The organism is Cellulomonas sp. P5_C6 (assembly GCF_054049635.1).
Genome location: NZ_JBFULZ010000019.1, coordinates 22377 through 33659, shown reverse-complemented (window position 1 = coordinate 33659; position 11283 = coordinate 22377). Strand labels below are relative to the sequence as shown.

Sequence of the window (11283 nt, the reverse complement as noted above, 5' to 3'; positions counted from 1 at the left end):
GTCCAGATGATCGTCCGCGCCCGCACGCCCGCCAGCCGCGACGCCGACGGGTTGATGCCGACGGCCTCGATGAGCACGCCGAGGGCCGTCCGGCGGGTGACCAGCGCCGTCACGACGAAGAAGAACCCGGCGATCAGCGCGGCGACGGGCAGGCCGAGGAAGTACCCCGACGCGAGCGTCTTGTAGGGCGCGCTGGTCACGGTGGTGATCTGACCGCCCGTGATGAGCATCGCGATCCCGCGACCGGCGGTCATGAGGATCAGGGTCGCGATGATCGGTTGGATCCCGACGACCGCGATGAGGAACCCGTTCCAGGCGCCGATGACCAGGCAGACCAGCACGGCCACGCCCATGGCGCTGAGCACGGTCGCCACGGAGTTCGGGTCCGGCGACGACGCGATCTGCGTCAGCGCGATGGCACCGGCGATCGCCATCACGGCGCCGACCGACAGGTCGATCCCGCGGGTGGCGATGACGAGGGTCATGCCGAGGGCGACCAGAAGCAGCACGCTGGTGCGCCGGATGATGTCGACGGGCCCGCCGAACAGGTGGCCGTCGCGGACCTCGATGTCGAGGAACGTGTGCGACTTGAGCACGCAGGCGAGCAGCAGGACGGCGAACGCCACGATCGGCCAGAACAGCCGGTGGCGGGCGATGGTGCCGACGGCATTCATTCGTCCTGCCCTCCGCTCGCGATGAGGTGGACGACGTCGTCGGTGGTGACGTCGTCGGAGTTGGCGATCTGCGCGACCAGGCGGCGGTCGCGCAGCACGGCGATGCGGTGCGACAGGCGCAGGACCTCGTCCAGCTCGGCGGAGATGAAGACGACCGCCATGCCCTGGGCCGCGAGGTCGGCGACGAGCCGCTGGATCTCGGCCTTGGCGCCGACGTCGATGCCGCGGGTGGGCTCGTCGAGCAGCAGGAGCTTGGGCTGGGTGGCCAGCCACCGTGCGAGCAGCACCTTCTGCTGGTTGCCGCCCGAGAGGTTGCCGGCGATCGCGTCGGGGTTGGCGGGCCGGATGCCCAGCGCCTCGACGTACCGGTCGACCACCTCGTCGGACTTGCGCTTGGACACCCGGCGCAGCCAGCCGCGCTCGGCCTGCAGGCCCAGCACGATGTTCTCGCGCACCGTCAGGTCGCCGACGATGCCCTCGGTCTTGCGGCTCTCCGAGGAGTAGACGATCCCGCGGGACAGTGCCGAGCGCGGGGTCCGCATCTTCACGGGCTTGCCCTCGACGGTGATCTCGCCCTTGTCCGCGCGGTCGGCGCCGTACAGCAGCCGGGCGAGCTCCGTGCGGCCGGAGCCCAGCAGCCCCGCCAGCCCGACCACCTCGCCGGAGTACACGTCGAGGTCGAACGGCTCGATGGTGCCCTTGCGGCCGAGCCCGATGGCCTGCAGGTACGGCGTGGTGTCGGCGCGCTCGGCGACGGAGCGCTTGGGCGACTCCTCCAGCTGCTCGAGCACCTCGAGCGCGCGTCCGATCATCTTCTGCACCAGCTCGACCCGGGACAGCTCGGCCGTCCGGTACTCCCCGACCAGCGTGCCGTTGCGCAGGACCGTCATGCGGTCGCTGATCGCGTACACCTGGTCGAGGAAGTGCGAGACGAACAGGATCGCGACGCCGCGGTCGCGCAGCCCGCGCACGACGTCGAACAGGCGGGCGACCTCCTCGGCGTCGAGGCTCGAGGTGGGCTCGTCGAGGATGAGGACGCGGGCGTCCACCACCATCGCGCGCGAGATCGCCACCAGCTGCTGCACCGCGAGCGAGTGCGCCGACAGCGACGACTTGGGGTCGATGTCGAGGTTCATGGTCCGCAGGTGCTCACGCGCGGCGGCACGGGTGCGCCGCCAGTCGACGACGCCCGCCCGGCGCACCTCGTGCCCGAGCATGATGTTCTCGGCCACGGAGAGGTTGTCGCAGAGGTTGACCTCTTGGTACACGGTGCTGATCCCGGCGGTCTGCGCCTGCGCGGGACCCGTGAAGGTGCGCTCCTCGCCGCCGACGACGATGCGGCCGGAGTCGATCGAGTACACGCCCGTGAGGGCCTTGATCAGCGTGCTCTTGCCGGCGCCGTTCTCGCCCATGAGGGCGTGCACCTCGCCGGGGAACAGCCGGAAGTCGACGCCGTCGAGCGCCTTGACGCCCGGGAACGTGATGGAGATCCCGGTCATCTCGACGACCGGGATCGGGATCGGGTTCGGGATCGGGGAAGCAGTGTCGGTCATCGTCGACCTTTCGTCCGCGCCGGTCTCACGGTACCGGCAGGGCGGTGCTGCCCGGGGGGACGTCGAGGTCCCCCCGGGCAGCCTGTGTCATACCGGCCGGGTCGGGGTCAGTACTGCCGGGTGGGCAGTGCCTCGATAGCCGCGGCCTGGTCGAACGCGTCGTCGTGCGTCACGATCCGCGGCTCGACGGTCCCACCGTCGTGCAGCGTCTGGATGATCTTGGCCAGGTCCGGTCCGAGCAGGGGGTTGCACTCGACGATGTAGCTGATCTTGCCCTCGGACAGTGCGGTCATGCCGTCCTTGACGCCGTCGATGCTGACGATCTTGATGTCCTTGCCGGGCACCTTGCCCGCGGCCTCGATCGCCTCGATGGCGCCCAGGCCCATGTCGTCGTTGTGGGCGTACACCACGTCGATGTCCGGGTAGGCCTGCAGGAAGCCCTCCATGACCGTCTTGCCCTCGGCGCGCGTGAAGTTGCCCGTCTCGGACGCGATGACCTTGATGTTCGGGTTGTCCTTCGTGGCGTCCGCGAAGCCTTCCTTGCGGTCGATCGCGGGAGCGGAGCCCGTGGTGCCCTGCAGCTCGACGACGTTGATGGGCTCGGTGCCGAGGTTGTCGGACACCCACTCACCGACGCGCTTGCCCTCCTCGATGAAGTCCGACCCGATGAACGTCGCGTACAGCGACGTGTCCTTGCTGTCGACCGCGCGGTCCGTGAGGACGACGGGGATCCCCGCCTGCTTGGCCTCCTCGAGGACCGAGTCCCAGCCGGACTCGACCACCGGCGAGAACGCGATGTAGTCGACGCCCTGCGCGATGTAGGACCGGATCGCCTGGATCTGGTTCTCCTGCTTCTGCTGGGCGTCGGAGAAGCTCAGGTCGAACCCGGCGTCCTTCGTCAGCGTGTCCTGGATGGACTTGGTGTTGGCGGCACGCCAGCCGCTCTCGGAGCCGACCTGGCTGAAGCCGACCTTGATGAGGTCGCCCGAGCTGTCGCCGCTGCTGCCGCTGGTCGACGCGTCACCGGAGTCGCCCCCACTGCTGCAGCCCGCGAGCCCGAGTGCGAGCACCGCGATGCCGGCGGCGATCGACCGGTTCCTGAACATCTTGCTGGCCATCTGCTTCTCCTCCTCGAGAAACGCACCTGCACGCGGCCCCGGTCCACGCCGACCGGCCCACGTCGCGCACCCGGGGCACCGGGGCGCGAGTCCCGCCGAGTTGCCCCGGCGGGGTGGTTCGTCCGAATGTTAGCGCTCACATTCGGTCCCGTGGCGGCGTTTTCAGGTTGCATTCCGGTCACAGTGGGAGCGCGACGATGACCGGTCCGCTCAGGGGGTGTGACCGGACCGGCCATGACGACGGCCCCGCGGCGCGTCAGCTCTCGCGCAGTGCACCGGTGTGGCGACGGGAGCGCGACCACACCCTGCGGGCGGCCGCGGAGGTCACGCGGGACTCTCCCGGACCGCTGCCGGGGCGCTCGCCGGGCGACCCCGGACCTGACGAGAACGGCAGTTCGGCACGAGAACGGCAGTATGAACTGCCGTTCTCGTCGCAATGTGACGTTCTCGCGGGACGACGCCGCTCCCGCCCCCGCTCGGCGGGGTGGGCGGCCGAGCCGCAGGGGTGCGGGATCTCTCGTGCGGCGGCCTGCCAGAGGTCCCACGAGTCGGGCTGCGGTGGCGGCCCGGGCCGCTGCCGGGTCAGGGGGTGCGGCGGCGGAGGGTGGCACCGCCGACCAGCAGGGCGCCGACGATGAACAGGGCGATCACGCCGACGTCGCCGCGGACGTCGGTCCACGTCGCGCCCGCGGCCAGCTGCTGCATGGCGTCGAGCGCGTACGTCAGGGGCAGGACGCGGGAGATCCACTCGAGGACCGTCGGCATCTCGTCGCGCGGCATCAGCAGGCCGCAGGTGATGAGCTGCGGGAACAGGACGAGCGGCATGAGCTGGACGGCCTGGAACTCGGTCTTGGCCAGGGCGGACGCGCCGAGGCCGAGCGCGCACCCGAGCACCGCATCGAGCACGGCGACCAGGATGACGAGCCCGATCGGGCCGGCGACGTCCATGCCGCAGACCCACACGGCGAACCCGACGATCACCAGCGCCTGGACCGCCGCCAGCACCGCGAACGCGAGGGCGTAGCCGATGACGACGTCGCCGCGGCCGATCGGCAGGGTCATCAGCCGCTCGAGGGTGCCGGAGGTGCGCTCCCGCAGGGTGGCCACGCTGGTGACCAGGAACATCACGACCAGCGGGAAGAGGCCGACGAGCAGGGGCCCGAACTGGTCGAGGACCGGCGTGCCGTTGAACATCCACGCGATCAGTCCGATGAGCAGGCACGGCAGCAGGACGACGAGGGCGATCGTGCGCTTGTCGTGCCGCAGCTGCGTGAGGACCCGGCGCGCCGTGGCCGCGGTGAGCATCGGCGTCAGCCCGGCGCGGGCCCCCACGTCCGTCGGGACCTGAGCAGTGGGCGACCGGTCGGCGCGACCGGCGGTGGCCGGCTCGGTCGGTGTGGCGCTCATGCCGCCGCCCCCGTCCCGCCGTCGCGGGCAACCGCCTGGTCGACCAGCGTGAGGAACGCCGCCTCGACGTCGGGGGCGCCCGTGTCCGCCAGCAGCTCGTCCAGGGTGCCGTCGGCGAGGACCGACCCGCCGCGCAGGAGGATCAGCCGGTCGCAGCGAGCGGCCTCGTCCATCACGTGGCTGGAGACCAGCAGGCTCACGCCCGAGCGGCTCAGTCGGTGGAACAGGTCCCAGAGGTCGCGGCGCAGGACCGGGTCGAGGCCGACGGTCGGCTCGTCGAGGACCAGGAGGTCCGGCCGCCCGAGCAGCGCGATCGCCAGCGAGACCCGCGAGCGCTCCCCGCCGGACAGGGTGCCGATGGACTGGCCGGCGTGCGCCACGAGGTCGACGTCGGTCAGCGCCCGGCGCACCCCCGCGGCGTCGACGCCGAGGATCGCCGCCGCGTACCGCAGGTTCTCGGTGACGGTCAGGTCCGCGTACACGCTGGGCGCCTGGGTCACGTAGCCGATGCGCCGCCGCAGCGAGGCGGAGCCGGCCCGGCCGCCGAGCACGGTGACGGTCCCGCCGGCGACCACCTGCGCGCCGACGACCGCTCTCATGAGGGTCGTCTTGCCGCTGCCGCTGGGCCCGATGAGGCCGACCACCTGGCCCGCCGGCACCGTCAGGTCGAGCGACTCGATCACGGTGGTGCCGCCGCGCACCACGTGCAGCCCGCGGATCTCGATCGCCGCACCGTTATTCCCCATACGGGGAATTGTGCTCCTCACCCGTCCCCGGGGGCAAGGGCTATTGCGTCGAGTCGACGATGACTTCCCGGAGCCGCGCGATCGCCGTCGGGTCGCCGCCGTGCTCGAGCGCGTCGGCCGAGCCACGCCCCCAGAGCCACAGCTCGAGGTCCCAGGCCCGACCCGAGACGGTCGCGGTCACGTCCTCGTCCTCCCCCTCCCACGGAGCGCCGCCGACCAGCTCGGCGCACGGGTCGTCGTACTCCTTGCCCGTGGTGGGGGACGTGCCACGGAACCGGCCGAACGCCATGACCCACTCCCGGCCGGCGTCGGTGGCCTCGAGCCGCACGCGCAGACCGTCGGGCGCGAACGTCGCCCACTCGGGCAGCCCGGTGACCATCACACCCAGCATCTCGTCGACACCGTCCGCGGCCAGCTCGACCCCCGGGTCGGTCACCGGCACGCCGGCGGTCTGCTCGGCGTCGACCCGGTGCACCAGGGCCTCGTGCGCCTGCCGGCGGAACACCCACCCGACCGTGCCGCCCGTGGGCGACCACGACCAGCACGGGTCCGCCGGGTCGCCCGCGGCGAGCGCCGCCAGCAGGGCGTCGGTCCGCGTGCGCAGGAAGGCGACCAGCTGGTCGTCGGGCCGGCGCTCCGTCTCCGCGACGTCGTCGGGACCCGCGAGGCCGTGCGCCACGATCTGCGACCAGAAGTCCTGTACCTCGCCCAGGTGGAAGGCGAGGTCGGCCGCCGACCAGTCCGCGCACGACGGGACCTCCGCCGTCGCGGGGGCCCGGTCCAGGGCGTCGGCCGCCCGGGCCGACTCCTGCGCGATCACACGGGCGTAGTGCTCGGGCGCGAGGTCGAGGTCCATGCTCGGCACGCTACTCAGCAACACCGACACCCGGGCGGTCCGGTTACCGTGGCGCGTGCTCTCCTCGACCCTGCGCCGGCACGCCCCGGCGATCGCGCTCGCGGCCCTGCTCGGGACCTCGGGCGCCCTGCACCTGCGTCGGCCCGGCATCTTCCGCCCGCTGATCCCCCGCAGCCTCGGCGACCCCGACCCGTGGGTGCTCGGCAGCGGCGTCGCGGAGCTCGCGTGCGCCGCCGCGCTCGTCGTCCCGGCGACGCGCCGCGCGGGCGGGCTGGCGTCGGCGGCGCTGCTGGTGGGGGTGTTCCCGGGGAACGTGACGATGGCGGTCCGGTCCCGGCCGGACGCTCGGTCGTGGGTCGGCCGCCCGGCCGTCGCGTGGGCGCGGCTGCCGCTGCAGGTGCCGCTGGTCGCCTGGGCCGTGGCGGTCGCCCGAGGGGCTAGGTGAGCGGTCCCGCGAGGTAGCGCTGCAGCGTCGGACCGACCAGCGCGGCGACCTCGTCGACGGACAACGACGCCAGCGGCTCCAGCCGCAGCACGTGCCGGGCCAGCAGCACCCCGGCGACCTGCGACGCCACGAGCGAGACCCGCAGCTGCTGGTCGGGGGGCGGGAGCACGCGCACCACCTGCCCGAACACCTCCCGGGACACGTACCCCATGAGAGCCTCGGCCCGGACCTCCCCGGACGACATCCCGGCGAACGCGACCCGGAACGCGACTCCCCCGTCGGCCTCCCACACGCCCAGGACGGCCGTCACCAGCCGCTCGCCCAGGCCCTCCACGCCGCCTGCGGCGATGCCCCTCGCGATCACGGCCGGGTCGGCCCCGGCGGGGATCATCCCCGCGGCGAACAGCTCGGACTTGTCGCGGAAGTAGTGCCGGACCAGCGCGGGGTCGACGTCCGCCCGGCGCGCCACGGAGCGCATGCTCGCGCCGTCGTAGCCCCGCTCGGCGAACTCGTCGCGCGCGGCCGCGAGGATGGTGCCCCGGGTGTCCTCGCCCGCGGGGCGGCGGCCGCGCGGGCGAGGAAGGGTCGACATGGCCCCCAGCGTAGGAGTCAGAACCCCTGGGCCAGCCGGAAGTAGACCTGGTTCCAGCGCACCTGGTCGCGGAAGGCGCGGCGGGTGGTCGACTCGTCGATGACCAGGAGCTCGGTGCGGGCGATCTCTGCGAAGTCCTCGAACGCCTCGACCCCGACGGCCGTGGTGAGCACCGTGTGGTGCGCTCCCCCGGCCGTGAGCCAGGCCTCGGCGGACGTGCGGAAGTCGGGCCGCGGCTCCCAGACCGCCCGGGCGACGGGCAGGTGCGGCAGGTCGGCCGTCGGCGGCACGACGTCGACGACGTTCGCCGTGAGGCGGAAGCGGTCGCGCATGTCCGCCAGTGAGACGACGACGCCCACCCCGGGGTCGGCGTTGAAGACCAGGCGGACCGGGTCCTCCTTGCCGCCGATGCCGAGCGGGTGGATCTCCAGGGTCGGCTTCGCGGTGGTCAGGGTCGGGCAGATCTCGAGCATGTGCGCGCCGAGGATCCGCTCCGAGCCGGGCGTGAGGTCGTAGGTGTAGTCCTCCATGAGCGACGCGCCGCCGGGCAGGCCGGCGCCCATCACCTTGGCCGCGCGGACCAGGATCGCCGTCTTCCAGTCGCCCTCGGCGCCGAAGCCGTACCCGTCGGCCATGAGCCGCTGCACGGCCAGGCCCGGGAGCTGGCGCAGGTCGCCGAGGTCCTCGAAGTTCGTCGTGAAGGCCTTGGCACCCAGCGACTCGAGCAGGGTCCGCAGCGCGATCTCCTGCCGGGCGCCGTACCGCAGGGACTCGTGGCGGTCGCCGCCGGCCCGCAGCTCCGGGACCACGTCGTACAGGTCCTCGTACTCCGCGACGAGCGAGTCGACGTCGGTGTCGGCCACCGCGGCCACGGCCGCGACCAGGTCGTTCACGCCCCACGTGTTCACCGAGACGCCGAACCGCAGCTCGGCCTCGGTCTTGTCACCCTCGGTCACCGCGACGTTGCGCATGTTGTCGCCGAACCGCGCGAGCTTCAGCTCGTGCGTCGCCGCCCAGCCGGCGCAGGCGCGGACCCAGGTGTCGATCGAGGCGGTCACGGCCGGGTTCGACACGTGCCCCGCGACCGTCTTGCGCGCCGCCCCGAGCCGCGTCGCCATGTACCCGAACTCGCGGTCGCCGTGCGCGGCCTGGTTGAGGTTCATGAAGTCGAAGTCGATGGTGTCCCACGGCAGCTCGACGTTCGCCTGCGTGTGCAGGTGCAGCAGCGGGGTGCGCAGCGCGTCGAGGCCGGCGATCCACATCTTGGCCGGCGAGAACGTGTGCATCCAGACGATCACGCCGATGACGGCGTCGTCCGCGTTGGCCTCGAGGGCCGCGCGGCGGATCGCGTCGGAGTCGGTGAGGACCGGCTTCCAGACGAGCGTGGCGGGCAGCGCGTCGCCCAGGACCCGCGCGATCTCCTGCGACTGCGTGGCGACCTGCCGCAGCGTCTCCTCGCCGTAGAGCCCCTGGCTCCCGGTGAGGAACCAGATCTCGCGGTCGGCGTAGGGCTTGGTCATGAGTCGGTCTCCGTGGTGTGGGCGGGCTGCTGGCCGTAGACGTGCTGGTAGCGGGCGTAGAGCGAGTCGATGTCGGGCTGCGCGATCGGGATCGTGTCGCCCAGCTGCCGGGCGATGTGCACCGTGCGGGCCACCTCCTCGACCATCACGGCGGCCTTGACGGCGGCCTTGGCGTCGCGCCCGATGGTGAACGGGCCGTGGTTGCGCATGAGGACCGCGGGGCTGCGGGAGTCGCGCAGTGTCTCGACGATGCCGCGGCCGATCGAGTCGTCGCCGATGAGCGCGAACGGGCCGATGGGGACGTCCCCGCCGAACTCGTCGGCCATCATCGTCAGCACGCACGGGACCGGCTCGCCGCGGGCGGCCCAGGCCGTCGCGTAGGTGGAATGGGTGTGCACGACCCCGCCGACGTCGGGCATGTGCCGGTAGACGTAGGCGTGCGCGGCGGTGTCGCTCGACGGGGCACGGGTGCCGTCGACGAGGTTCCCGTCGAGGTCGCAGACGACCATCGACTCGGGCGTCAGCTCGTCGTAGGTCACGCCCGAGGGCTTGATCACGAACAGGTCGTCGGGCCCGGGGGCCTCCCCGACGACGATGCGCTGCGAGACGTTGCCCGCGGTCCACACCACCAGGCCCCAGCGCGGGAGCTCCGCGTGGAGGGTGGCGACGACGGCGCGCGTGCGCTCGATCTCGTCCTTCGTGCTCACAGTGCCTCCACCGCGGCCTGCTCGACCGCCAGCCCGGCGCTGTAGCGCGCGAGGTAGGCGTCGAAGCCGCGGACGTCGTCGTCGCCGGGCGCGATGGTCACGGACTCGGCGCCGCCGAACACCCGCTCCTCCAGGTACGTGCTGAGGTCCTGCTCGGACGCGGCGCCGAGGTAGGCGGCGAGCACCGCGATCCCCCAGGCACCGCCCTCGCCCGCCGTGCTGCCGACGGTCACCGGCGCGCCGACGGCCGCGGCGAGCAGCCGCTGGGCGACGCACTCGGTCCGGAACAGCCCGCCGTGCGCGAACATCGAGTCGAGCTCGACGCCCTCGTCGGTCAGCACACGCATCCCCAGGCTCAGCGTGCCGAACGCGCTGTAGACCTGCGTGCGCATGAAGTTGGCGAGCGTGAGCCGGCTGTCGGGGGTCCGGACCACGAGCGGGCGGCCCTCGGCCAGGCCCGTGATCGGCTCGCCGGACAGGTAGTTGTACGCCAGCAGGCCGCCGCCGTCCGCGTCGCCCTTCAGGGCCTCGCGCAGCAGCGTGCCGAACACCTCGTCCGCGCCGGTCGGCTGGCCGAGCGCCGCGGCGAACTGGCCGAACACGTCGGCCCACGCCCCGAGCTCGCTGGCCCCGTTGTTGCAGTGCACCATCGCGACGAGGTCGCCCGAGGGGGTGGTCACCAGGTCGAGCTCGTGGTGCACGCGCGCCAACGGCCGTTCCAGCACGACCATGGCGAAGATGCTGGTGCCGACGCTGACGTTGCCGGTCCGCTGCGCCACCGCGTTCGTGGCGACCATGCCGGTCCCGGCGTCGCCCTCCGGCGGGCACAGCGGGGTCCCCGCCTGCAGCGTGCCCGTGGGGTCGAGCAGCGCGGCCCCGGCCTCGGTCAGGCGGCCGGCGTCCTGGCCGGCGAGCAGGACCTCGGGCAGCAGGGGCTCGACGTCGCCGGGGTACTTCGCCAGCAGGTCCGCGTCGTAGGTCTTCGTGGCCGGGTCGATCGGGAACATGCCCGACGCGTCGCCGACGCCCAGCACCTTGCGACCCGTCAGCTTCCAGTGCACGTAGCCGGCGAGCGTGGTGAGGAACCGGATCTGCGGCACGTGGGGCTCGGCGTCGAGCTCCGCCTGGCGCAGGTGCGCGATCGACCAGCGCAGCGGGATGTTGTAGCCGAACAGCTCGGTCAGCTCGGCGGCGGCCGGCCCGGTGCTCGTGTTCCGCCAGGTCCGGAAGGGCACCAGCAGCTCGCCCGCCGCGTCGAACGCGAGGTAGCCGTGCATCATCGCGGAGACGCCGATGGCCGCCAGATTCGCGGGGCGGACCCCGTGCTGCTGCTCGGCGTCGTCGAGCAGCGCGGCGACGGCCTGCTGCAGCCCGGTCCAGACCGAGTCGAGGTCGTAGGTCCACACGCGGTCGACGAACTGGTTCTCCCAGTCGTGGCTGCCGCTGGCGAGCGGGGTGTGGTCCGGGCCGATGAGGACGGCCTTGATGCGGGTGGAGCCCAGCTCGATGCCGAGCACCGTCTGACCTGCGGCGATCGCCGCGCGAGCGTCAGCGCCGGGGGGGTCGACCGTCATCACGCGGCTCCGTTCGATGCGTCACGGACCGCGGCGGACACCGGCGGCCGAGAGATATGTTAGCGCTAACATCGGGTGTTCTGACCACACT

At 72.6% G+C, this 11283-nt stretch carries 11 protein-coding genes; 1 reads left to right on the top strand and 10 read right to left on the bottom strand.

The window, feature by feature from the left end:
• The 6 genes from ACXJKG_RS03855 to ACXJKG_RS03830 all read right to left on the bottom strand — a co-directional run.
• Positions 1 to 674 (bottom strand): ABC transporter permease (locus ACXJKG_RS03855; protein WP_456844440.1); only part of this gene is annotated, 674 nt, incomplete at its 3' end.
• Positions 671 to 2227 (bottom strand): sugar ABC transporter ATP-binding protein, encoded by a 1557-nt coding sequence (locus ACXJKG_RS03850; protein WP_456844439.1) that lies wholly within the window; start codon positions 2225 to 2227, stop codon positions 671 to 673. The genes ACXJKG_RS03850 and ACXJKG_RS03855, both read right to left, overlap by 4 nt.
• Before the next feature lie 107 nt (positions 2228 to 2334).
• Positions 2335 to 3345, bottom strand: coding sequence for an ABC transporter substrate-binding protein (locus ACXJKG_RS03845; RefSeq protein WP_456844438.1), 1011 nt, complete (start codon positions 3343 to 3345; stop codon positions 2335 to 2337).
• A 582-nt stretch (positions 3346 to 3927) separates the two neighbouring features.
• Positions 3928 to 4659, bottom strand: coding sequence for an ABC transporter permease (locus ACXJKG_RS03840; protein WP_456844442.1), 732 nt, complete (start codon positions 4657 to 4659; stop codon positions 3928 to 3930).
• 89 nt (positions 4660 to 4748) lie between these two features.
• On the bottom strand, positions 4749 to 5498 hold the full coding sequence (locus ACXJKG_RS03835; RefSeq protein WP_456844437.1) for an ABC transporter ATP-binding protein: 750 nt from the start codon (positions 5496 to 5498) through the stop codon (positions 4749 to 4751).
• Positions 5499 to 5538: 40 nt separating this feature from the next.
• Positions 5539 to 6354, bottom strand: a complete 816-nt coding sequence (locus ACXJKG_RS03830; protein WP_456844436.1) for a maleylpyruvate isomerase N-terminal domain-containing protein — start codon at positions 6352 to 6354, stop codon at positions 5539 to 5541.
• A 55-nt stretch (positions 6355 to 6409) separates the two neighbouring features.
• On the opposite strand from ACXJKG_RS03830, the gene ACXJKG_RS03825 reads away from it, so the two are divergent.
• Positions 6410 to 6799, top strand: coding sequence for a DoxX family protein (locus ACXJKG_RS03825; RefSeq protein ID WP_456844435.1), 390 nt, complete (start codon positions 6410 to 6412; stop codon positions 6797 to 6799).
• Here the strand turns inward: ACXJKG_RS03825 and ACXJKG_RS03820 are convergent.
• Genes ACXJKG_RS03820 through ACXJKG_RS03805 form a run of 4 tightly spaced genes read right to left on the bottom strand, consistent with a single transcriptional unit; the run spans position 6792 to position 11192 of the window.
• Positions 6792 to 7391, bottom strand: coding sequence for a TetR/AcrR family transcriptional regulator (locus ACXJKG_RS03820; RefSeq protein WP_456844434.1), 600 nt, complete (start codon positions 7389 to 7391; stop codon positions 6792 to 6794). The genes ACXJKG_RS03825 and ACXJKG_RS03820 overlap by 8 nt on opposite strands.
• A 17-nt stretch (positions 7392 to 7408) precedes the next feature.
• Positions 7409 to 8911 carry an L-arabinose isomerase gene (araA, locus tag ACXJKG_RS03815; RefSeq protein WP_456844433.1) on the bottom strand — a complete coding sequence of 501 codons (1503 nt, stop codon included), beginning with the start codon at positions 8909 to 8911 and terminating at the stop codon, positions 7409 to 7411.
• On the bottom strand, positions 8908 to 9618 hold the full coding sequence (locus ACXJKG_RS03810) for an L-ribulose-5-phosphate 4-epimerase (RefSeq protein WP_456844432.1): 711 nt from the start codon (positions 9616 to 9618) through the stop codon (positions 8908 to 8910). Before ACXJKG_RS03810 ends, araA begins: the two co-directional genes overlap by 4 nt.
• Positions 9615 to 11192: a xylulokinase gene (locus tag ACXJKG_RS03805; RefSeq protein WP_456844431.1), complete on the bottom strand. Its 1578-nt coding sequence runs from the start codon at positions 11190 to 11192 to the stop codon at positions 9615 to 9617. The genes ACXJKG_RS03810 and ACXJKG_RS03805 overlap by 4 nt, the downstream gene beginning before the upstream one ends.
• Positions 11193 to 11283 lie beyond the last annotated feature (91 nt).

Coding starts and splice junctions, on each gene's coding strand:
- ACXJKG_RS03850 (WP_456844439.1), bottom strand. CDS start 2,227: ATGACCGACACTGCTTCCCCGATCCCGAACCCGATCCCGATCCCGGTC.
- ACXJKG_RS03845 (WP_456844438.1), bottom strand. CDS start 3,345: ATGGCCAGCAAGATGTTCAGGAACCGGTCGATCGCCGCCGGCATCGCG.
- ACXJKG_RS03835 (WP_456844437.1), bottom strand. CDS start 5,498: ATGGGGAATAACGGTGCGGCGATCGAGATCCGCGGGCTGCACGTGGTG.
- ACXJKG_RS03830 (WP_456844436.1), bottom strand. CDS start 6,354: ATGGACCTCGACCTCGCGCCCGAGCACTACGCCCGTGTGATCGCGCAG.
- ACXJKG_RS03820 (WP_456844434.1), bottom strand. CDS start 7,391: ATGTCGACCCTTCCTCGCCCGCGCGGCCGCCGCCCCGCGGGCGAGGAC.
- araA (WP_456844433.1), bottom strand. CDS start 8,911: ATGACCAAGCCCTACGCCGACCGCGAGATCTGGTTCCTCACCGGGAGC.
- ACXJKG_RS03805 (WP_456844431.1), bottom strand. CDS start 11,192: ATGACGGTCGACCCCCCCGGCGCTGACGCTCGCGCGGCGATCGCCGCA.